Origin of the sequence: Microbacterium istanbulense, assembly GCF_037204145.1 — a bacterium.
GTDB classification, from domain to species: Bacteria; Actinomycetota; Actinomycetes; order Actinomycetales; family Microbacteriaceae; genus Microbacterium; species Microbacterium istanbulense.
Genome location: NZ_JBBDGN010000012.1, coordinates 32,437 through 54,257 on the forward strand (window position 1 = coordinate 32,437; position 21,821 = coordinate 54,257).

Sequence of the window (21,821 nt, forward strand, 5' to 3'; positions counted from 1 at the left end):
GGGTCGCTGACCCAACCTGTGCTAGGTGCCAGCCTGGGAACGTCAGACGGTCTCGTCGACCGCGATGATGTCGAGCTGGTAGACACGGGCGTCGGGATCGCTGGCCTTCTCGGCGGCATCCTGCGCATCGCGGATGGCCGTCTGGATCCCTTTCAGCATCTCCGTGAACTGGGCTGGAGAGAGCTTGATCCGGCTCTGCGTGAACGTGCCGTGCGGCTCGCCCGCCGGATCGGACAGGTACTCGGGCATCCACTTCGCGAACCTTCGCACCGTCTCGCCATGCTCATCGAGCAACGCGGTCACCAGCGCGCTCCCCAGGGCCGGGTCGGCGACCGGATGCTCCTTGTCGCCGATGTTTAGCGCCCCCTTCATCGCCGTCCACACTCGGTCGCGACGGTCACGGGCCTGCTCGGGCGCCTCGACCAGCAGGCCGGCATCGGCGAGGACCCGCAGGTGGAAGCTGATCTTGTTGGCTGGCTCGCCGAGTTCGGTGGCGAGATCGGCGGCGCGCACGTACTCGAGCCGGGGAAAGACCGCGAGGATGCGACGGCGCAACGGATGCGTCATGGCCTTGAGCATGGCCGTGGTCGCGTGAGTCTCCGGGTACTCCATGATGCTTGCAGTCTATTGGCACCCGCACGACAAATTGCGCAAATTCACTTGCGCAACTAACTTTGCGCATCTAGCGTGAAGCCATGCGGTCACTTTGGACGAACAGACGCTACGTGGCCTGGCTCATCAGCGACACGAGCAAGGGCCTGGCCACCGGCCTGTTCTCGTTCACGATCCCGCTGATCGCCCTGTTGGTGACCAACGACCCCGCACAGGCCGGCATCATCGGTGGCGTCGGCATGGTCGTGCGCCTGGTTGTGCTGCTCTACGGTGGCGTGCTCGCCGACCGCCACGACCGCATCGCCCTTATGCTGCTCGGCGCCGGCGTTGCGAGCATCTTGTCATTCGGGTTCACGCTGCTGGCGTTGGGCGACGCCCTCACGTTCGCCACGCTGCTCATCGTGGAAGTGCTGTTGGTCGCCAGGGCCGGGGTGTTCGAGCCAGCCAGCGAGAGCGCACTGAAGGAGATCGTCCCCGCCGAGTCGATGGGACGCGCACAGGCGGCGAACCAAGCGCGCGACGCGATTCTGCAGCTCGGCGGCGGCCCCCTCGGCGGCGCGTTGCTCGTCGTCGGCGCCTGGCTGGTCGGCGTGGTGATGACCGCCGCATACGCGTTCTCCGCGCTCACGGCCTGGATGCTGCGCCGGATACCGTTGCCACCCGCCGACACTCATGAGGCACGCCCCGATGACGCACCCGTCGCCGATGCTGCCGATCCGGATGCATCCGCGACAGCGCCCCCGCGCGACACCGTGCGCGAACTGCGTGAGGGTTTCACCTTCCTGTTCTCTCGCCCCGACCTCAGTGGGGTGCTGTGGATCATCACGATCATCAACCTGGGCTTCAACGCCGCGACCACGACCGTGATCTTCGCGCTGCAGCAGGACGGGCACTCGGAGCTGACGATCGGTTGGTTGGCGGCGGTGCTTGGCGGATCGATGCTCGTCGGCGCGCTCGTCGCGCCCCTGCTCGTGCCGCGCGTCGGTGCGGGCATCCTCACCATCGCCGGCCTGTGCGCCGCGACGGCCGGAAGCGCCGTTCTCGCCACGGTGCGGGAGCCGTGGGCCATCGCGATCGTGCTGGGCGTGTCCGTGTTCCTGCTGCCCGCGCTGAACTCGGCGATGCTCGGCTACTTCATGGTCGCCACGCCCTCACGGCTGCTTGGCCGCGCGAACAGCGCCGCAGGCGCACTCGGCATGGGAGCGATGCCGTTGGCGCCGCTCATCGCCGGATTCGGCCTGACCTGGGTCGGCCGAGAGGGCACCATGCTGTTCGCCGCCACCCTCTGCCTGCTCTCCGCCGTGCTGGCCATCGGCAACCGCACGCTGCGTGCCCTCCCCGCCGAGCCCGGCTGGGCCGCCCACGCCGCGACGTACGCTGTCCCCGATACGCCAGTGGATCGCTGAGCCCTGGCCCCTGACGCCGCCCCCAGTCGCATCCGCACCGCAATACTTGACCCTGACACGGTGTGAGGCGGGAGAACAGAAGCATGTTGTCCATCGGAGCGTTCGCGCAGATCGGCCAAGTGACCCATCGGATGCTGCGGCATTGGGACACCGCCGGGCTGCTCGAGCCCGCCCACGTGGACGAGTTCACCGGCTACCGCTCGTACGATCCGTCGCAGCTCGACCGGCTGCACCGCATCGTGGCGTTGCGCGAACTCGGCTTCGGCCTGGAGCAGATCGGGGTCATCCTCGCGCAGGGGATCGACGCCGATCGCATCGCCGAACTGCTGCGCTCGCGCCGCGCCGAGGTCGAACGCGAGCACCGCATCGCCGCCGAACGACTCGTCGACGTGGAACGGCGCCTCCACCTGATCGAAAGAGAGAGCCGCATGTCATCCGCCGAGTTCATCGAGAAGTCCCTCCCCGCCGTCCGCCTCGCCGCGCGCACCGCGACCGTCCCCGTCACCGACATCGGGATGCACGTCGGGCCGATGTTCGACGAGGTCGAAGCCGCGCTTCCCGACACTTGCGGGCTGCTCGAGACGCCGATCGCCGAGTACCGTCACACCGACGACGGGATGCACCTGACGATCGGATACGCCTACGGCGGCGAACCCGTCGAGGGCATCGACCTGATCGACCTGCCCGCCGTGGAACGTGCGGTGTGCGGCATCCACCTCGGACCAATGTCGGGCATCAGCGACACCTGGCACGCCCTGCACGCCGAGATGCTCGCCCGCGGCTATGTGCCCTCCGGCCCCTGCCGCGAGCTCTACGTACGGGCCGTCGGCGACGACCAGACCGACTGGGTCACCGAATTGCAGCAGCCGGTCGCCCTCAAGCCGTAGCGTCCGAGAGACCGGATGCCGCCAGCGCGGCGTGTCGCGCGGATGATGGCCCCGACACGCCGCGCGGATGCCAATCCATCCCCGCGATCCCACACGCGGCCCCCGAGTTGTGCAGCAACGCGCCCCAAACGCCAATTTGTTTATCGTCTTTCACATTCTTTGCCCCGCCATCTTCCGGTGGGAAAGCGCATCCCGTACGGTGTTGCGCATCCCCACCAACGGAGGCCAACGATGTCCTTGGATCTGAATCGCCGTACCTTCTTCGCGCTGCTCGGCGCAGGAGCCCTCACCCTGTCGATCGGCAACCCCCTCGCCGCGTCCGCCGCCACGGACGATGCCGCCCTCGCCGCCCTCATCGCCCGGCGGCGCGTCATGCTCACCGGCGACGGCAGCGCCGCATCCATCCCCGAGCTCGCCGGTGCCCTCGCCGACATGGATGCCAAAGCCACGGCATCCTGGCAGGCGATGATCACCCCGTCGGGCACCTCGGGCATCTGGCCCGACCTTCCCCTCACCGGAATCGGCACCGTCGCCGCGGCCACCGACCGCATGGGCCTGACCTTCAACCGGATCTTCGACCTGGCGCTCGCCTACGCCACGAAGGGGTCGGCCCTCTACGCCGATGCCGCACTCGCGGCCGACCTCGTCGGCGCCCTGGCCAACCTCAGCGCCCACGTCTACAAGGTCGGCATGCGCAAGGGCGGCAACTGGTGGTTCTGGGAGATCGGCGTGCCCCGCAAGGCAGCAGAGACCCTGGTGCTGCTCTACGACGTCGTCCCGGCCGAGGTGCGCACCGCCTTGCTGGCCGCCGCGCGCTCGTTCACCCCCAACCCCAACTGGCGCGGTACCGGCACCAGCTTCGCCGAGACCGGCGCCAACCGCACCGACAAGGCGCTCTCGTGCGCGCTGCGCGGCATCCTCGACAACCGTCCCGACGAAGTGGCTCTCGCCCGCGACGCCCTCAGCGACACCGTGCAGAACGGCAAGAACAGTGTCTTTGGCTACGTCACCCGCGGCGACGGCTTCTACACCGACGGCTCGTTCGTGCAGCACAGCTACCTGCCCTACGTCGGCACCTACGGCGTCGTCACGCTCGGCGGACTCGCCGAGATCCTCGGCCTGCTCGGCGGCAGCCCGTGGGAGGTCACCGATCCGAACAAGTCCGTCATCCTGGATGCCGTCGAGCGCTCCTTCGCGCCGTTCATCTGGAACGGCCGGATGATGGACACCGTTCGCGGGCGCGCCGTCTCGCGACAGCACAGCCCCGACTATGTCGACGGGGCGGCCGCCATCACCGCGATCCTGCTGCTCGCCCCGGGAGCGGGCGAGCCCTACCGAAGCCGCTACCTCTCGCTGGCGAAGGGCTGGATCACCCGCTGCACCGACGTCAAGCTCTACGGACAGCCGACCCAGTCCATCGTCAAGTCGCTGCTGGTCACCTCGGTGCTCGGTGATGACAGCGTCGAACCGGCAGCGGCACCGGTGTACACGAAAGCGTTCGGCGACCAGGACCGGCTCGTGCACCACCGCCCTGGCTTCACGGCCACCGTGAACGTCTCCTCGAAGCGGATCGGCCGCTATGAGTGGGGCAACTTCGAGAACAATCTCGGCTGGTACCAGGGCGACGGCATGACGTTCTTCTACTCGCCGGCAGACCCCGCCCAGTACAGCGCCGACTTCTGGCCCACCGTCGACCCCTATCGTCTGCCCGGAACCACGGTGACCGCGGCGCCCCGGCAGAGCGGGGCCGTCGGCGGAACCGGCATCCCTCGCGCCTACCAGGCCTTCGCCGGCGGCCTCGACCTCGATGGCCGCTGGGGCATCCAGGGCATGGATCACCTCAACCACGACCGCAGCCTCAGCGCTCGCACCTCGTGGTTCTTCCTCGACGACAAGGTCGTCTGCCTGGGCGCGGCGATCGCCTCGGGATCAGGACATGAGGTCTTCACCACGATCGACAACCGCGCCTTCGCCGAAGGTTCGGTGCCCCGGATCCGCACCGACAACCGCATCCGCACGATGAAACCCGGCGGTGCGGTGAAGGTGACCCGCAACGCGCACATCATGGGCCACGGCGGTTACGTGTTCCTCACCGGCGAGGGGGTAAGCGGCGACATCGACGTGCAGGTCGTACGCCGCACCGGCGACTGGCGCACGATCAACTCCGGCGGCGACACCGGCGGCACCGACGAGCCGAAGACCCGTGACTACGTCACGCTCACGCACCGACACGGCACCGACCCGTCGGCAGGCGGATACGCGTACATGGTGCTGCCCAACGTCGCCCACTCCGTGACGTTCACCGAATCGGATGCGCCGACCGTCACGGTGCTGGCGAACAACGGTGTGGCACAGGTGATCCGGGATGCGACATCCGACCTGGTGCTCGGCAACTTCTTCGCCGGTGGGGAGGCGGCCGGCCTCACCGCGAGTGGACCATGCTCGGTCGGCATCCGGCGCGGCGACGACAGTGTGACCGTCGCGCTCTCCGACCCGAGCCGCACGCAGTCGGTGGCGCGGGTGACGCTCGCGGACGTCGCCGAGACGACTGTGGTGGAAGCGGATGCCGGAGTGCGCGTGGTCTCCACGTCGCCACTCACCCTGGAGTTCACGCTCGACGGTCACGGCCACGCGAAGCGCATCGTGCTGGGCGGGTGACCGCCGGCATCCGCTCTCATCGCGGGGTGAGGTCGTAGGAACCGAGGGATGAGATGGGGCCGTGCGGCGTGTCGGGCCGGTTTTGGGGCGCGACACGCCGTGCGGGCCTTCGACGGGCTCCGGGATCCAACGGGCTCAGCCCTTCGACAAGCTCAGCCCTTCGACAGGCTCAGCCCTTCGACAAGCTCAGGGACCCAAAGGCAGGCCCGTCAGTCCGCGATGCGGACCTCATACCCCACGGCCTCAAGAGCCGCGCGCTGGACGGTGTCGATCCGGGCATCCGTCAGCACGAGCGGGAACAGCTCGGCACCACCGACATGCGCGAAGGCGGAGGAGCCGAACTTCGACGAATCCGCGACGATCACGGCCCGCGCTGCGCGCTCGGCCATCAGGCGGTTCACGGCCGCCTCGGCTTCGTCGTGCGTGGTGGCGCCGTTCGCGGCATCCAACCCGTTCACACCGATGAACGCAGTATCGAGACGGATGCCGGCGAGCAGCTGCTCGACGAACGGGCCGACCAGCTCGAAACTGCGCGAGTGGATCACCCCGCCCGTCACGACCACCTTGAACTCGGGCCGCATCGCGAGCTGCCCCGCGATGTTCACAGCATTCGTGACCACGGTGATGCCGCGGGTGGTGAGGTCCTCACGGGCGGCGAGCGCGGCCGCGATCGCCGTGGTGGTCGTCCCGCCCGAGAGCCCCACCACCGACCCGGGCTCGACGAGCGCGGCAGCCGCGGCGGCGATGCGCTCTTTCTCGGCCGTGCGCTGGTGGCTCTTGTACCGGATGGGCAACTCGTACGCGAGCGACTGCGCGACCGCCCCACCGTGCGTGCGCGTGAGCAGCCGGCGCTCGGCCAGGCTGTCGAGGTCGCGCCGGGTCGTGGCGGCCGACGCGCCGAAACGGTCGACGAGTTCCTCGACCGATACCTCGCCGTGCGCGCCAAGCAGATCGAGGATCGCGGTCAATCGCGCGGCACGATTCATACGGGCGTCCTGTCAGTCTTCCAGGGCGAAGAGGCGCAGCATCCGTGCTGCTTCTTCGGCGACCGCCTCGCGGGCGGGCGACATGTACTTGCGCGAGTCTACGAGGTTCGCGTCGGCGTCGAGCGTCTCGCGCACGGCCCGGGTGAAGAAGCCGTTCAGATGCGTGGAGACGTTGATCTTCGTCATCCCCGCCTCGATCGCCTCGACGATCACATCGTCGGCGACGCCCGACGATCCGTGCAGCACGAGCGGCACCGGCAGCGCACGCCGCAGGCGCCGGATCAGCTCGATGTCGAGCGAGGCGCTGCGGTCGAGCATGGCGTGCGACGAGCCGACCGCGACGGCCAGGGCATCCACTCCGGTGGCGGCGACGAACGCCTTCGCCTCGGCGGGATCCGTACGCACACCGGGTGCGTGTGCGCCATCCTTGCCGCCGACCTCGCCCAGCTCACCCTCGATGTACACGTCGGCCGCGTGCGCGCGCCGGGCGACGTCAGCCGTGATGGCGACGTTCTCGTCGTAGGGCAGCTTGCCGCCATCGAACATCACCGAACTGAACCCCAGTTCGATGGCCTCGTCGACGAGCTCGGGGCGCTCGGCATGGTCGAGGTGCACGGCCACGGGCGTCTTCGCCCGCCGCGCCATCGCCAGCGTCGCCCACGCGATCGGCTCCAGGCCCCCGTGGTAGTCGGCGCAATTCTGCGAGATCTGCAGAATCACCGGCAGCTGCGCGCGCTCGGATGCCGAGATCAGCGCCTCTGCCGTCTCGAGATGGATGACGTTGAACGCACCCACACCGGTGCGGGCCACGTTGGCATCGCGCATGAGGCGACGGGTGGATGCGAGTGTCATGAGGACTCCTTCGGATCGGAGGTCGTGATGTCGTGCTCGAGGTCGGTCCAGCTCGGGTGAATCTCTCCGGCGAGTGGCATCAGCACGGCCGCGGCCGACCAGGCGGTCGCGCGGCGGATGATGCGCACAGGGTCATAGATGCCGGCATCCATCAGCACGGCGCAGGCCGCGACCGCCGCGTCTCCGGCGCCGGTCGGATTGCCGGCGAGCGCCGCAGGCGGAGCTGCCTGCACGAGACCATCGGCGGTGATGGCAAGCATCCCGTCGGCGCCGCGCGAGAGCAGCACGAGCCCGGCGCCGCGATGCAGCAGCTCGCGTGCGCCCGCGATCGGGTCGTCGATGCCGGTGGCCTCGATGAGCTCGGTCTGGTTGGGCTTGAGAACGGATGCTCCCGCCTCCGCCGCCTGCAGCAGGGCCGGGCCCGAGGTGTCGACGATCACCGTGGCTCCCGCCTCCCGGCCGAGCCGGATGAACCGGGCGAGCAGGTCATCGGGGGCCCCGGGCGGCAGACTGCCGGAGATGACGACCACACCCGCGGTGCGGACGGCGATGGCTGTCGCATCCATCAGCGCCTGCCACTCGTCGGCGGTCGGGGTCACCCCGCGTTCGTTGACGATCGTCGTGTCACCGAGTGCCTCGTCGACGAGGGCGATGCTGCGCCGGGTGGCTGCCGCGACAGGGACGAGCACGTGCGGCACACCGCTCGCGGCCAGTTCGGCGGCGAATTCGGCTCCGGTCGCCCCGCCGGCAGTCGTGACGGCGATGACGTCGCCGCCCTGCGCGTGGGCGACCCTGGCGACATTGAGCCCCTTGCCGCCGGCGCGCGCGACGCCCGTGTCGACACGGTGCGAGGCGCCGGGGGTGATCTGCGCGACATGCCAGGTGAGATCGAGCGCCGGGTTAGGCGTGACGGTGACGATCATCGCTCCCCCTCGACGAGGGCGCGCGCGATGAGGGCGGAACCGAGGATGCCGGCGTTGCCCAACAGCTCGGCCGGCACAAGGGCGGGAATGCGGTGGAAGCTCAGCCGATCGACCAGGCGCGCGTGCAGCTCGTCGAACAGCGCGCCACCCGCCCGCGAGAGGCCGCCGCCGATGACGATCGCCTCGGGCGCGATCACGGCGGTGAGCTGGGCAGCCGACAGGGCGAGGGCGTCGAGCGCCTCATCCCACACGCGCGCGGCGATCTCGTCGCCGCTCGCGGCGAGCGCGATGACCTCTTTCGCACCGTCGGGGGTGCGACCACTGGCCTCGGCGTACCGACGCGCGATGGCCCCGGCCGAGGCGATCGCCTCGAGGCATCCGCGAGCACCGCACGGGCACGGCCAGTCCCCGATCGGCGAGTGGCCGATCTCGCCGGCATAGCCGCCCGCCGTGTAGGGGCGCCCGTCGAACAGCAGCGTGCCGGCGATGCCGGTGCCGATGATGAGCACCACGGCATCCTGATACGCGCGCGCACCGCCGATCACGTGCTCGGCCCACGCCGCCGTGCGCACGTCGTGATCGAAGGCGACCGGCAGGTCGAAGGCGTCCTCGGCGAGGGCGCGCAGGGGAGCATCCCGCCAGCCGAGGTTGCTGCTGAAGACCCCTACTCCGGCCTCCGCGTCGACGATGCCGGGCACGATCAGTCCGACGGCTGCGGGCGCGAGGTGGGGGTGCTGCGCCCGCAGCTCGTCGGCCAGTTCTTGCAGGCGCGCGATCAGTCGCGCGGGGCTGTCTGCCCCACCTGTCGGCGTGGGCGTGCGACGCAGACCGACCGCCGTGCCGTCGGCGTCGAACAGCGCCGACTTGATGTCGGTGCCGCCCACATCGAACGCCAGCACGGGGATGCCGGCGCCGATGCCCGCCGCCGCGGCGAGCCGCTCCCCCGAGACGTCGCGCACGACGTCGGGGATGGGGCTGGTCGGGTGCATCGTCGGTCTCCGCTCAGGCGTCGAGGATGACCGAGCGGGTCAGGTTGCGGGGCTGGTCGGGGTCGAGGCCGCGCGCGACGGCACGGTCGAGGGCGACCCGGTGCAGGCGCACGAGGTCAGCCATCGGGTCGATCGCGTGCTGCACGAAGCGGGCACCGGTGGCCTCGACCTGCGCCTGCAGGCCCTCGGGTGCGGCACCGAACTGCCAGCTGATGCGGCCGGGCGAGGCGATCGCGATCGGGCCGTGGCGGTACTCCATCGACGAGTACGACTCGGTCCAGGACTGCGAGGACTCGCGCATCTTCAGCGCGGCCTCATGGGCGAGGCCGATCGACCAGCCCATGCCGAGGAAGCTGTACTGCTCGGCCTCGCCGAGGGTGACGTCGTCGGTGCCGTCGAGCACGGCCTGGGCGTCGGCGATCGCCGCGGTGAGGTCCTCGCCCAGCGACGCGCGGAACAGGGCGAGAGCGGTGGTCGCGAAGCGGGTCTGCACGACGGATTTCTCGTCGGCGAACGGCAGGGCGATCACGGTGTCGGCCGTGTTCACCAGGGGCGAGGTGTCGTCACCCACGACGGCGACAACGGGGATGCGGCCCTTGACCTCATCGACGAGCTCAAGCACCTCGGTGGTGGTGCCGGAGCGGGTGAGCGCGACGATCGCGTCGTAGTCGCGGTCGAGCGGAGTCTCGGATGCCGTGAACGCGTCGGTCACGCCGAATCCGCCCTGCTCGCGCAGGGTGGCGAAGGACTGTGCCATGAACCACGATGTGCCGCATCCGACGACGGCGATGCGGGCGCCGCGGGCGGGAAGCAGTGCCTGCTCTGCGCGCATCTCGGCGGCGCGCGCCCAGGTCTGCGGCTGCGAGTACAGCTCCTCGCGCATGTGTGCGCCGGCAATGGCTTCGGTCATGTGTGGCTCCGTGAAGTGTTGTGACGTTTTTGCGATCAGATCGCTCACATTATTGCATCACGAAATGCGCGGTGTCGAGAGGTATGCGCACGAAACGCAGGAGATCGCACGATCTGCAGGAGCGAGCGCACGAAAGGGCCCGGCAGATCGAGAGATCTCCTGCAGAGCGTGCGGGCGCGCGAGCGCCCGGGCAGAGAGTGGAGGGGGTCAGCGACCCTCGGCGGCCTCGGTGTGGTGGCGGATGACCTCGGCGACGACGAAGTTGAACCACTTCTCGGCGAACTCGGGATCCAGGTGCGCCTCTTCGGCGAGCGCGCGCAGGCGTGCGACCTGCTGCTCCTCGCGGGAGGGGTCGGATGCCGGCATCTCGTGCTCTGCCTTCAGGTGCCCGACCTGCTGGGTGGCGCGGAAGCGCTCGGCGAGCATGAAGATGAGGGCGGCGTCGATGTTGTCGATGCTGGCACGCAGTCGCAGCAGCTCAGCACGGGCGGCTTCGGCGGACATGACCCTCCTTCGATTCGGCACATCGGGACACTACGACGATAGTGGGCACCGCGGCTCTAGAGTGATGGGCATGAGCAGCGAGAACAACGAGGCGTCGCCCGCCGGTGAGAGCGCGCAGACGTCGGATGCCGCCCCCGAGACGGCGGAGTCTGAGGCATCCGCCTACGTGACGACCGACACCGCGCCCGCGCGCCCCCGCCCGACGGTGATCGACCCGACCCCCTCGACCCACTCGTTCTGGACCCGCATCGACAAGCCGTTCAGCTTCGGCTTCCTCTTCGCGCTCGGCGGGCTGGGCGCGATCCTGCTGGCGCTCACGCTCAGCAACCTCTCCACGGTGCTCATCTACATCGCCTTCGCGCTGTTCGCGGCGCTGGGTCTGAACCCGGCCGTGCAGTTCCTCGAGCGCCGGGGCATGAAGCGGGTGTGGGCGGTGCTCACGGTGATCCTCGGACTGGTGGGTGTGCTCGCTCTCGCCCTGTGGATGATCGTGCCGATCCTGGTCAAGCAGGTCACCGAGTTCGTGGCATCGATCCCCGCGATGACCAAGGACTTCATGGCGTCTGACTTCTACGCCTACCTGAACGATCAGTTCGGCGACCAGTTCGAATCGCTCGTCGACGACGTCGTCAGCTTCATCACCAACCCCACCAACGTGCTCACGATCGGCGGCGGCGCCCTGCAGGTGGGCTCGTCGATCGCCACGGGCATCTCGGGCATCATCGTGGTGCTCGTGCTGACGCTGTACTTCGTCGCCGGTCTGCCGGCCATGAAGACCGCGCTGCTGCGGCTGGCCCCCGCCCGTGATCGTGCCCGCGCGGGTGACATCACCGACCAGATCACCGAGTCGGTCGGTGGCTATGTGCAGGGCATGGTGAGCCTGGCGTTCTTCAACGCCATGTTCACACTGATCATGTACCTGGTGCTCGGCCTGCCGTTCCCGCCCCTGATGGCGACGGTCGCCTTCGCGGTGACACTCATCCCGCTCGTCGGCCCTGTGCTGTTCTGGATCATCGGCTCGACGGTGGCGCTGATCGCCAACCCCGCGATGGGACTGACCTTCGTGATCGCCTACCTCATCTACATGCAGTTCGAGGCGTACGTGCTCACGCCGCGCATCATGAACAAGGCGGTGTCGGTGCCCGGCTCGCTCGTCGTGATCGGGGCCCTCGCCGGCGGCACGCTGCTCGGCCTGCTCGGCGCCCTCGTGGCCGTGCCCGTCACCGCGTCGATCCTCATCATCATCAAGCAGGTGTGGATTCCCCGGCAGGATTCCCGGGTCTGATTCGTCAGAGAAAAAAGGGGGGTGGATGCCAAGCATCCACCCCCCCTTTCGTGTTGCTGATCAGTCAGCTCACTCGACGAGGCCCTTGTCCTTGAGCCAGGCGGCCGCGATGTCCTTTGACGACATCTGGTCGACGGTGCTCTGCACGTTCAGCTCGACGAGGTCGTCGACGCTGAGGTTGGCGCTGATCTCGTTGATAACCTCGGCAATCTCGTCCGCCACGTCAGATGAGGCGATCGGCACGACATTCGAGGCGAGGATCATGTTCTCGGGGTCTTCCAACGCGACGATGGCCTCGGTGTCGAAGGCCGGGTCGGCGCTGTAGATGTCGGCGACCTGGATCTCGCCCGCCAGCAGCGACTCGAGCGTGGTCTGTCCGGTGGCCGAGAACTTCAGGTCGATGTCGTAGAACTCCTTGGCACCGGTCGGACCGTAGGGCCGCTGCTCGAACTCGGGGGCGGCGCCGATCGTGACGTCACCGTCGACATTCGCCAGGTCACCGATCGACGTGAGCTCGTACTTGTCGGCGAGCGCCTTGGTGACCGTGTAGGTGTCCTGGTCACTGGCATCCGCGCGGTCGAGAGCCGTGAGCCCCTCGGGCAGCGCCTCGACGAGGGCCGCGTAGACGTCGTCGGGGCTCGTGGCGGTGGCCTCGGGGTCGAGGAACTCGAGCAGGTTGCCGGTGTACTCGGGGAAGAGGTCGATCGCGCCGGACTCGACCTCGGGCATGTATGCGTCGCGCTGGCCGATATTGAAGCGGCGCTCCACGGTGTGGCCGTGCGCCTCGATGGCCTGAGCGTAGATCTCGGCGATGATCTCGTTCGAGTAGTACGCCTGCGAGCCGATCACGATGGTCTCGTCGCCGCCGCTGTCGCTGTCGTCGGTGGGGGCGCTGAGCGGGTTGCCCCCGCCGCCGCATCCGCTGAGTACGAGCCCGGCGGTGAGCGCGATGCCCGCGGTGAGGATGAGGCGTGATGCCCGTGTGGTCTTCATGGTGATTCCTCCTGGTGCGTGTGCTGCGTGCAGTGGTGCGGTCTGGTGGTCAAGGTCAGGTGGTCGCGAGCCGTTCGCGACGGGGGGCGCGGCTGCGCGCGCGGCCGGTGGTCTGGGCGCGGATGCCGGCGGGCACCGCGAGATGCTGGGCTGCCGCCAGCAGCAGATCGACGATGAGGGCGAGCGCGGCCACGAGCAGGGCACCGGCGAGCACCTGGTCGAACCGCTGCAGCGGGATGCCCTGGATGATCGGCCAGCCCAGCCCACCGAGGTTCACATAGGCGGCGATGGTCACGGTGGCGATCACCTGCAGCAGCGCCGAGCGCAGGCCGCCGAGCAGCAGCGGCATCCCCAACGGCAGCTCGACCTTCGTGAAGATCTGCCACTCGGTCATACCCATCGCCCTGGCCGCGTCGATGACGCGACGGTCGATGGCCTCGAGTCCGGTGTACGCGCCGGCGAGCAGCGACGGGATCGCGAGGATCACGAACGTGATCACGGCTGCTTCGGGCGTGCGCAGCACGCCCAGCAGCAGCACGAGCAGCACGAGCAGACCGAACGAGGGGATCGCGCGGGCGGCGCCCGAGATCGCGACGGCCACTTCGCGCCCGCGCCCGGTGTGGCCGATCAGCCAGCCCAGCGGCAGGGCGATGAGCGCGGCGATGAGCACCGAGACCGCGGTGTACGCCAGGTGCTGCCCCAGCAGCACTGGCAGGGCGTATTGCCCTTCCAGCCGCTCGGGTGAGAACAGCCAGGCGAAGGCATCGGCGAAGAGGTTCATGCGGCGGCCCTCACTGGTGCGGCCGCGCGCACCGGCGCCGACGTCGCCCGCACCCACGGCATGATGACGCGGCCCAGCAACACCAGCAGCAGGTCGATCAGCAGGGCGAGCACGACGACGGCCACGACTCCCGCGAACACCTCGGCGATGATGCGACGCTGCAGCCCGTTCGTGAACAGATAGCCGAGGTTGGTGACCCCGATGAGGATGCCGACCGTTGCGAGCGAGATCGTGCTGACCGCCGCCACACGCAGCCCCGCCAGGATGACCGGGCCGGCCAGCGGCAGATCCACCGTCCAGAACCGGCGGCCGGAGGCGTAACCGACCGCCGTCGCCGCCTGCCGCACCCCGGGGTCGACCGAGTCGAGGCCGTCTGAGACCGAACGCACGAGGATCGCGATCGCATAGATCGTCAGCGCGACGATGAGGTTCGGCTCACTGGTGGCGCGATAGCCGAGCACCGCCGGCAGCAGGATGAGCAACGCCAGCGAGGGGATCGTGTAAAGCAGACCGGTGAGCAGGATGATCGGGCCGCGCACCAGGCGGTACCGCCACGCCACCCAGCCCAGCGGGATCGAGAGCACGAGTCCGAGCACGATCGGAATGATGCTCTGGCGCAGGTGCACCAGGCTCAGCTCCCAGATGAGCCCGAGGTTGTCGACGACCCAGTTCACGTCATCCGCCCTGCTCGGCCGGCAGGCTGTCGTCGACGACGGTGTCGGCCTGGAGGGTGCCCTGCGTGCGCCCCTCGGCATCCACCACCACGGTGCCGTGCGGTGTCGTCTTCAGCCGCAGCGCACGGCGACCCTTGTCGGCGCCGATGAACGCCGCGACGAAGTCGTTCGCCGGCTGCTCCATGATCTCGCTGGGGGTACCGGACTGCACCATCCGGGCGCTCTTGTCGAGGATGACCACCTGATCGCCGAGCAGGAAGGCCTCGTCGATGTCGTGCGTGACGAAGACGACGGTCTTGTCGAGTTCACGCTGCAGGCGGATGAGCTCCTGCTGCAGATCAGCGCGCACGATCGGGTCGACCGCCCCGAACGGCTCGTCCATGAGCAGGATGTTGGGGTCGGCCGCGAGACCTCGGGCCACGCCGACGCGCTGCTGCTGCCCACCCGAGAGCTGGCTCGGATATCGCTCGGCGAGCGATTGATCCAACCCCACCACGTCGAGCAGTTCGCGCGAGCGCGCCTCGGCATCCTTCTTCGACGCCCCGTCGAGTCGCAGCACCGTGCCGACGTTCTCGAGCACGGTGAAGTGCGGCATGAGGCCGGAGTTCTGCATGACGTAGCCGATGCTGCGGCGCAGCTTCACCGGGTCGCGCGAGAGCACGCTCTCACCGTCGATCTCGACGTCGCCGGAGGTGGGGTCGACCATGCGGTTGATCATGCGCAGCAGCGTCGTCTTGCCGCTGCCGGACGACCCGACGAACACCGTGGTCTGGCGCGCGGGCAGCACCAGCGAGAAGTCGTCGACGGCGAGGGTGCCGTCGGGGAACCGCTTGGACACGGAACGGAACTCGATCATGCGGTCTTCTCCGGTCGGTTGGGGGAGGCCGGCGTGGCTTAGGGGCCGACCTGCACGCCGGGAGCGAAGGCGATGTAGCCGGCGAACTCGCGGCCCACCCGCTGCGCCGCGCTCTGCGGCAGGTCGGGGTATGCCCAGGCGCCGTCGACGAAGAGCTCGTCGCCGACCTGCAGCGAGTAGTACTGTGCCTCGCCCTTCCACGAGCAGGTGTACGGCGTGGGGCTCTTCACGAGCACGCCGGGTGCCACCGCCGCGGGCGGGAAATACCAGTTGCCTTCGACGCGGACGAGATCGCTCTCATCGGCCTCGGCGATGACCGTTCCTGCGAGTACTGCCTTCATGCGGGTACCTCCTCAGGTCGCTTTTCGAGCGTAGAGGACACCACGGACATCCCGGCGCTCCACGACGGATTCGTGATTGTTCGGAGACGACAAGGAATCGGATGGATGCCCCGCCACCGCCGCGCTCACGCGGACTGCCGCCCGTAGGCCTCCAGCAGCCTGAGCCAGACCTCGCTCACCGTCGGATACGCCGGCACCGCGTGCCAGAGCCGCGAGATGGGCACCTCCCCGACGACCGCGATCGTCGCCGCCTGCAGCAGGTCGTCGACGTCCGGTCCGACGAACGTCGCGCCCAGGATCACCTCCCGGTCGGTGTCGATCACGAGCCGCGCATGGCCGCGATACCCGTCGGCGCGCAGCTTGGCTCCGGCGACCGCACCCAGGTCATAGTCGACCACCTGCACCGGGTGACCGGCCGCGCGTGCGGCATCCGCCGTCGGTCCCACCGACGCCACCTCGGGATCGGAGAAGACCACCTGCGGCACCGCGTGATGATCGGCCGTCGCGACATGCCGCCCCCACGGGGCGTCGTCGACGGCGGCATCCGTCGCGCGCGCCACGATGACGTCGCCCGCGGCCCGCGCCTGATACTTGCCCTGGTGGGTGAGCAGCGCACGCCCATTCACGTCGCCGACCGCGTACAGCCAGGGCACGCCGGGCACCCGCATCGTCTCATCGACCTCGATCCACCGCCCCGGTTCGAGGCCCACCACATCGAGCCCGATATCGCCGCTGCGCGGTCGGCGACCGGTGGCGACCAACACCTCGGCCGCGGTGATCTGCTCACCGTCGGTGGTGGTGACCGTCACACCGTGGTCGTAGCGATCGACGCGCAGGGTGCCGGTCTCGAGGCGCAGGTCCACGCCGAGCTCACGCAGGCCCTCAGCGACTCGCTCGCCGGCGAGCGGTTCCATGGTCGTGAGCAGGCCGCTGCGGGCGAGCACGGTGACCTGGGTGCCGAAGCCGGCGTAGGCCGTGGCGAGCTCGACGCCCACCACCCCGCCACCGATCACGATCAACGAAGCGGGCACCTCCTGCGCGCTGGTGGCCTCGCGGTTGGTCCACGGCGCGGCATCCGCCAGTCCCGGGATGTCGGGCATCGCGGCATCCGAGCCGGTACTCACCGCGATTGCGTGCCGGGCTCGCAGCACGCGCGTGCCGCCGTCCGGCGTCTCGACCGTCACCTCGCGCTCTCCGCTCAATCGCCCGTGACCGCGCACGAGGTCGATGCCCGCGCCGTCGAGCCACGACACCTGGCCCTCATCGCGCCAGTCACTCGTGAAGCCATTGCGGCGGGCGAGCACCGCCGGCACGTCGAGGGTGCCGGTGACAGCCTCGGCGGCGCCAGGCACCTGACGGGCAGCACGCAGCACCTGCGCCGAGCGGAGCAGGGCCTTCGACGGCATGCACGCCCAGTACGAGCACTCGCCGCCGACGAGTTCGCTCTCGACGATGACCGCCGTCAGGCCGCCCTGCACGGCACGATCGGCCACGTTCTCCCCCACCGGGCCGCCGCCCAGCACGATCAGGTCATACTCGTCGGTCGACATGGTGCCCCCTTCGGTCGAAGTGCCAGTCTGGCCCAGATCGGGAGCCGGTGGGGCAGCAGTCAGCGCGCGAGCAGCAGGTGGGTGGGCGTCGGCGCGACGACCGTGTGCCGCACGTCGCGCGGGGCGCCGGTGCGCTCATCCACGTCGATCGCGCTGATCGTGCCCGAGCGCTGCCCGCTCACCAGCAGCACGCCCTCGTGTAGCAGGTGGTGGCGCGGCCAGTTCACACCGGCGTCGGCGAGCGCGAACGGCTCGACCTGCGATCCGTCGCCGCGCACCCGCAGTGCCGCGATCGTGTTGCTGCCGCGGATGCCGGCGTAGAGCGTGGCGCCGTCGCGTGAGCGGGACAGTTCGGAGGGGAAATCGGTGCCCACCTGCACGATCTCCGAGACGGGGGTCGCCGCGGCAAGGCGCCAGATCGCATCCTCACCCTGCGCGAGGGTGAACACCTCGCCGGAGTACTCCGTGACCACGTGCAGGTGCCCGCTCGGGTGCAGGACCAGATGCCGCGGCCCGGTGCCGCGGGGGAGCACCACATCATGGTCGCGAGCCAGCCCCGACGCGGTCGGCCGCCAGATGCGCACGAGGTCGAAGCCGAGATCGGTGGTGGCGATCCGCCCATCGGGCAGGAACACTGCAGCGTGGGCGTGAGAGGCGCGGGGTTCCTCGCCGAACGGGGTCGGGTAGGGGTCGGATGCCGCATGCGGGTCGCCCGGCTCCGGCTCGCTCTCGCCGAACACCGCTGCCCGCAGCGCGGCTGCCTGGTCGACGACCGCGGGCTGGAGCTGGCCATCGCCGCCGAGGCCCAGGCGCGTGACGGTGCCGTCGCCGTAGCTGCTGGCGATGAGCGAGCGCCCGTCGGGCGCGACCGCGAGATGGCAGACGCTCGCACCGACCGGGATCCGAGGGCCGAGGGGCACCAGCGTGCTCTCGCCGGCGCGCGCGAAGGCCGCCACAGCGCCCTCCCCTTCAAGCGCCGCGTAGACGACATCGAGCGCGGGGTGCGCGGCCAGCCACGACGGAGAGGATGCCGGTGCCGCCACGCCCCGGAAGGCGAGGCTCGACGGGCCGCGACCCTCGTCGGCCGAGAGGAAGCCGACGCCGTCGGCATCCCCCTCCATGTCGGGGCCGTAGCCGCCGACCCAGAACCGGGTCATCGGCTGATCAGTCGAGCAGGGCGTGCCGCACGATGACCTCGTCGCGCTCGGGGCCGACACCGATCACCGAGATGCGCGTATTGCTCATCGCCTCCAGTGCCAGCACATAGTCCTGCGCGTTCTGCGGCAGATCCTCGAAGGTGCGGGCGGTGGAGATGTCTTCGCTCCAGCCGGGGAAGTACTCGTAGATCGGCTTCGCGTGGTGGAAGTCGGTCTGGTTCACCGGCACATCGTCGAAGCGGACACCGTCGATGTCGTAGGCCACACACACCGGGATCTGCTCGAGGCCGGTGAGCACGTCGAGCTTGGTGAGCACGAGATCGGTGATGCCGTTCACACGGGTCGCGTAGCGGGTGATGGGGGCGTCGTACCAGCCGGTTCGGCGCAGGCGACCCGTGGTCGTGCCGTACTCGAAGCCGGTCTTGCGCAGCCACTCGCCCATCTCGTCGTGCAGCTCGGTGGGGAAGGGGCCGGAGCCCACACGGGTCGTGTAGGCCTTCACGATGCCGACGATGCGGTCGAGGCGGTTGGGTCCGACACCGGAGCCGGTGGAGGCGCCACCCGCGGTCGCCGACGACGAGGTGACGAACGGGTAGGTGCCGTGGTCGACGTCGAGCATGGTGGCCTGGCCACCCTCGAAGACGACAACCTCGCCCGCGTTGAGCGCCTGGTCGAGCAGATGACCGGTGTCGGCGACCATGGGGCGCAGACGCTCGGCGTAAGAGAGCAGTTCGTCGACGATCTCGTCGGCGGTGATGGCGCGGCGGTTGAAGATCTTCACCAGCAGGTGGTTCTTCTGGTCGAGGGCGCCCTCGACCTTCTGACGCAGGATGTTCTCGTCGAAGAGGTCTTGGATGCGGATGCCGACGCGGTTGATCTTGTCGGCGTAAGCCGGGCCGATGCCGCGGCCGGTGGTGCCGATGTTGCGCTTGCCGAGGAAGCGCTCGGTGACCTTGTCGAGCGTGCGGTGGTACTGGGTGATGACGTGGGCGTTGGCGCTGACCTTGAGGCGCGAGACATCGACGCCGCGAGCGCTGAGAGCCTCGAGCTCGCTGAAGAGCACTTCGAGGTCGACCACGACGCCGTTGCCGATCACGGCGTTGACACCGGGGGTGAGGATGCCGGAGGGCAGCAGGTGCAGGGCGTACTTCTCGTCGCCCACGACGACCGTGTGACCGGCGTTGTTGCCGCCATTGAACTTGACGACCCAGTCGGTGCGTTCACCGAGCAGATCGGTCGCCTTCCCCTTGCCCTCGTCGCCCCACTGGACGCCGACGATCACGATTCCTGGCATGGGTATCCCCCTTGCTTTCGCCGGGTTTGCACCGGCCGATGAGCTGGCCCTTCGCGGGCGCGTTCAGTCTAGCGAAGGGCGTCGAACCGGCCCGCTGTGTGGCATCCGGACGGCGCTCTGTTGCGGCAGGTGTCCGTCCGGCGACGTGCCACCGGGTGGAATATCGGTAGTCTGCTGGGGGAGGATCGATGTCGACCTGGTGGCCCTACGCCCGACTTCTCGCCGCCGTGATAGGCATGACGGCGATTGTGCGTCAGCTCGCCCTGTCGGTCGGCAACGCCATCGCGGCCGACACCGCGTGGGGATCGCACCTGCCGACGGTGTTCACCAACTTCTTCAGCTATTTCACGGTGCTGGCGAACGTGTCGGCGGCGATCGTGCTCACGGCCGGCGCGGTGTGGACGCTGCGCCATCGCCGCACGACGGAGCCGGAACCGGTCTGGTTGACGACGGCGCTGGTGTGCGTGAGCACGTACATGATCATCACGGGGCTGGTCTACAACCTCTTGCTGCGCCAGTACCCGATCGCCGGGATCTCGGACGAATGTGGACCAACGAGACCCTGCACCTGATCCTGCCGCTGTTCCTGCTCGCCGACGTGCTGTTCGCACCCCGCCGACGCGCGCTGCCGACATCCACGGTGCTCGTCGTCGCCGCGTTCCCTCTGCTCTGGGCGGTCTATACGCTGCTGCGCGCGGACTTCGTGATCGCGCCCCTGCTGGGCACGCCGTATTGGTACCCGTACCCGTTCCTCAACCCGCACGTGGTCGCCGGGGGTTTCCTCGGAGTGGCCGGGTATGTGCTCGGGATCGCTGCCGCCATCATCGCGGTCGCCGGGGGGATCGTCTGGATCGGGCGCCGGCGGGCTGCCGCTGGCGTCTCCCGAGCGTCGCGCCTGACCGCGGTGGAGTCCTGAGCGCCGCCAGGAGGCTGTCGGCCCCGGCAGTTACCCTGGAGCCCGGGGGCCGCCGCGATCGTCGGTTCCGATCCGGAGGAGAACGCATGACCGATTTCCCTGTGCCAGGGCCCTCGACCAGCGCCGGTGCGTCTGCCGCGCCGCCCCCGCCTCCGGCCGCCCCTTCGACAGGCTCAGGGACCCAGGCGGGCTCAGGGACCCAGGCCCCTTCGACAGGCTCAGGGACCCAGGCGGGCTCAGGCGCCCAGGGGGGCTCAGGGGCCGAAGCGGGCGATCTCGTGCGGGCGCAGGAGATCTTGAAGGTGATCACCGACTCGTACGCGACCAAGATGGTCGGCCAGGAGCGGCTGCGCACCAGCCTGCTCGTCGCGCTCATCGCCGGCGGGCACATCCTGCTCGAATCCGTCCCCGGGCTCGCCAAGACGACCGCGGCCTCCACGCTCGCCGACACCGTCAAGGCGAGCTTCAAGCGCATCCAGTGCACGCCCGACCTGCTGCCCGGCGACATCACCGGCACGCAGATCTACGACGCCTCTTCCGGCACGTTCCGCACGGTGCTCGGCCCGGTGCATGCCAACTTCGTGCTGCTCGATGAGATCAACCGCTCCAGCGCCAAGACCCAGTCGGCCATGCTCGAGGCGATGCAGGAGCGGCAGACGACGATCGGCGGCGAGGTGCATCCGCTCCCCCGCCCGTTCCTGGTGATCGCCACGCAGAACCCCATCGAGCAGGAGGGCACGTACGAGCTGCCCGAGGCGCAGATGGACCGCTTCCTGCTCAAGGAGATCGTCGAGTACCCGAGCCCCGCCGAGGAGTTCGAGATCCTGAACCGGATCGACTCGGGCGTGCTCGACCCCGACCGCCACGTGCCTGGCGCGATCAGTCTCGACGACGTGCACGAGCTGCAGGAGATCGCCTCGCGCATCTACGTCGACCGGGCGATCCGCAACTACATCGTTCAGCTCGCCTACGTCACCCGCAACCCTGCCCCGTACATCGGCGCCGAACGCGCCCGCTTCATCAAGTACGGCGCGAGCCCCCGTGCGAGCATCGCATTCCTGCAGGCCTCGCGGGCGCTGGCTCTGCTCAACGGCCGCACCCATGTGATCCCGGAAGACATCCGCGCGCTGCGCCACGTCGTGCTGCGCCACCGGGTGCTGCTCACCTTTGAAGCAGATGCCGAGGGCATCCGCAGCGAAGAGATCATCGACCAGATCTTCGCCTCGGTGCCCACTCCCTGACCACCG

General features: G+C 69.2%; 22 protein-coding genes. 7 read left to right on the forward strand and 15 right to left on the reverse strand.

Annotated features, from left to right (window positions below):
* Positions 1-42: 42 nt before the first annotated feature.
* Positions 43-612: a helix-turn-helix domain-containing protein gene (locus WDU93_RS12050; RefSeq protein ID WP_337320942.1), complete on the reverse strand. Its 570-nt coding sequence runs from the start codon at positions 610-612 to the stop codon at positions 43-45.
* Between the two features lie 83 nt (positions 613-695).
* Here WDU93_RS12050 and WDU93_RS12055 point away from each other — a divergent pair, with 83 nt between their 5' ends.
* From WDU93_RS12055 to WDU93_RS12065, 3 genes are all read left to right on the forward strand, one after another.
* On the forward strand, positions 696-2,018 hold the full coding sequence (locus tag WDU93_RS12055) for an MFS transporter (RefSeq protein ID WP_337320944.1): 1,323 nt from the start codon (positions 696-698) through the stop codon (positions 2,016-2,018).
* Between the two features lie 83 nt (positions 2,019-2,101).
* The gene (locus WDU93_RS12060) at positions 2,102-2,905 is read left to right on the forward strand and encodes a MerR family transcriptional regulator (protein ID WP_337320946.1); all 804 of its coding nucleotides are present in this window, start codon (positions 2,102-2,104) and stop codon (positions 2,903-2,905) included.
* A gap of 231 nt (positions 2,906-3,136) precedes the next feature.
* Positions 3,137-5,563 carry a polysaccharide lyase 8 family protein gene (locus tag WDU93_RS12065; RefSeq protein ID WP_337320948.1) on the forward strand — a complete coding sequence of 809 codons (2,427 nt, stop codon included), beginning with the start codon at positions 3,137-3,139 and terminating at the stop codon, positions 5,561-5,563.
* Between the two features lie 209 nt (positions 5,564-5,772).
* On the opposite strand, the gene WDU93_RS12070 is transcribed toward WDU93_RS12065, so the two are convergent.
* The 6 genes from WDU93_RS12070 to WDU93_RS12095 form a co-directional block, all read right to left on the reverse strand.
* A complete protein-coding gene (locus WDU93_RS12070) occupies positions 5,773-6,549 on the reverse strand; it encodes a DeoR/GlpR family DNA-binding transcription regulator (RefSeq protein WP_337320950.1) in 777 nt (258 codons plus the stop codon).
* A 12-nt stretch (positions 6,550-6,561) separates the two neighbouring features.
* Complete coding sequence (locus WDU93_RS12075; RefSeq protein ID WP_337320952.1) at positions 6,562-7,401, reverse strand: class II fructose-bisphosphate aldolase; 840 nt, start codon at positions 7,399-7,401, stop codon at positions 6,562-6,564.
* Positions 7,398-8,324 carry a 1-phosphofructokinase family hexose kinase gene (locus tag WDU93_RS12080; protein WP_337320954.1) on the reverse strand — a complete coding sequence of 309 codons (927 nt, stop codon included), beginning with the start codon at positions 8,322-8,324 and terminating at the stop codon, positions 7,398-7,400. Before WDU93_RS12080 ends, WDU93_RS12075 begins: the two co-directional genes overlap by 4 nt.
* Positions 8,321-9,313 (reverse strand): ROK family protein, encoded by a 993-nt coding sequence (locus tag WDU93_RS12085; protein WP_337320956.1) that lies wholly within the window; start codon positions 9,311-9,313, stop codon positions 8,321-8,323. Before WDU93_RS12085 ends, WDU93_RS12080 begins: the two co-directional genes overlap by 4 nt.
* A 13-nt stretch (positions 9,314-9,326) precedes the next feature.
* Positions 9,327-10,223 carry an SIS domain-containing protein gene (locus tag WDU93_RS12090; protein ID WP_337320957.1) on the reverse strand — a complete coding sequence of 299 codons (897 nt, stop codon included), beginning with the start codon at positions 10,221-10,223 and terminating at the stop codon, positions 9,327-9,329.
* A 207-nt stretch (positions 10,224-10,430) separates the two neighbouring features.
* The gene (locus WDU93_RS12095; protein WP_337320959.1) at positions 10,431-10,727 is read right to left on the reverse strand and encodes a chorismate mutase; all 297 of its coding nucleotides are present in this window, start codon (positions 10,725-10,727) and stop codon (positions 10,431-10,433) included.
* 70 nt (positions 10,728-10,797) lie between these two features.
* On the opposite strand from WDU93_RS12095, the gene WDU93_RS12100 reads away from it, so the two are divergent.
* Positions 10,798-12,012, forward strand: a complete 1,215-nt coding sequence (locus tag WDU93_RS12100) for an AI-2E family transporter (protein WP_337320961.1) — start codon at positions 10,798-10,800, stop codon at positions 12,010-12,012.
* Between the two features lie 69 nt (positions 12,013-12,081).
* On the opposite strand, the gene WDU93_RS12105 is transcribed toward WDU93_RS12100, so the two are convergent.
* The 8 genes from WDU93_RS12105 to WDU93_RS12140 all read right to left on the reverse strand — a co-directional run bounded on the left by WDU93_RS12105 (position 12,082) and on the right by WDU93_RS12140 (position 19,658).
* Positions 12,082-13,005, reverse strand: a complete 924-nt coding sequence (locus WDU93_RS12105) for an ABC transporter substrate-binding protein (RefSeq protein ID WP_337320963.1) — start codon at positions 13,003-13,005, stop codon at positions 12,082-12,084.
* Between the two features lie 55 nt (positions 13,006-13,060).
* Positions 13,061-13,786 (reverse strand): ABC transporter permease, encoded by a 726-nt coding sequence (locus tag WDU93_RS12110; RefSeq protein WP_337320965.1) that lies wholly within the window; start codon positions 13,784-13,786, stop codon positions 13,061-13,063.
* Positions 13,783-14,460, reverse strand: coding sequence for an ABC transporter permease (locus tag WDU93_RS12115; protein WP_337320967.1), 678 nt, complete (start codon positions 14,458-14,460; stop codon positions 13,783-13,785). The genes WDU93_RS12110 and WDU93_RS12115 overlap by 4 nt, the downstream gene beginning before the upstream one ends.
* Before the next feature lies 1 nt (position 14,461).
* A complete protein-coding gene (locus WDU93_RS12120) occupies positions 14,462-15,316 on the reverse strand; it encodes an ABC transporter ATP-binding protein (RefSeq protein WP_337320968.1) in 855 nt (284 codons plus the stop codon).
* Between the two features lie 38 nt (positions 15,317-15,354).
* The gene (locus WDU93_RS12125; protein ID WP_337320971.1) at positions 15,355-15,657 is read right to left on the reverse strand and encodes a DUF427 domain-containing protein; all 303 of its coding nucleotides are present in this window, start codon (positions 15,655-15,657) and stop codon (positions 15,355-15,357) included.
* Between the two features lie 125 nt (positions 15,658-15,782).
* On the reverse strand, positions 15,783-17,207 hold the full coding sequence (locus WDU93_RS12130) for a dihydrolipoyl dehydrogenase family protein (RefSeq protein WP_337320972.1): 1,425 nt from the start codon (positions 17,205-17,207) through the stop codon (positions 15,783-15,785).
* 59 nt (positions 17,208-17,266) lie between these two features.
* On the reverse strand, positions 17,267-18,364 hold the full coding sequence (locus WDU93_RS12135) for a lactonase family protein (protein WP_337320975.1): 1,098 nt from the start codon (positions 18,362-18,364) through the stop codon (positions 17,267-17,269).
* Positions 18,365-18,371: 7 nt separating this feature from the next.
* Positions 18,372-19,658, reverse strand: coding sequence for an adenylosuccinate synthase (locus WDU93_RS12140; protein ID WP_337320977.1), 1,287 nt, complete (start codon positions 19,656-19,658; stop codon positions 18,372-18,374).
* Between the two features lie 188 nt (positions 19,659-19,846).
* Here WDU93_RS12140 and WDU93_RS12145 point away from each other — a divergent pair, with 188 nt between their 5' ends.
* The 3 genes from WDU93_RS12145 to WDU93_RS12155 all read left to right on the forward strand — a co-directional run bounded on the left by WDU93_RS12145 (position 19,847) and on the right by WDU93_RS12155 (position 21,815).
* Entirely contained in the window at positions 19,847-20,230 is a 384-nt protein-coding gene (locus tag WDU93_RS12145; RefSeq protein WP_337320979.1) for a hypothetical protein, read from the forward strand.
* The gene (locus WDU93_RS12150; protein ID WP_337320981.1) at positions 20,203-20,574 is read left to right on the forward strand and encodes a Pr6Pr family membrane protein; all 372 of its coding nucleotides are present in this window, start codon (positions 20,203-20,205) and stop codon (positions 20,572-20,574) included. The genes WDU93_RS12145 and WDU93_RS12150 overlap by 28 nt, the downstream gene beginning before the upstream one ends.
* An 86-nt stretch (positions 20,575-20,660) precedes the next feature.
* The gene (locus WDU93_RS12155; protein ID WP_337320983.1) at positions 20,661-21,815 is read left to right on the forward strand and encodes an AAA family ATPase; all 1,155 of its coding nucleotides are present in this window, start codon (positions 20,661-20,663) and stop codon (positions 21,813-21,815) included.
* Positions 21,816-21,821: the final 6 nt, after the last annotated feature.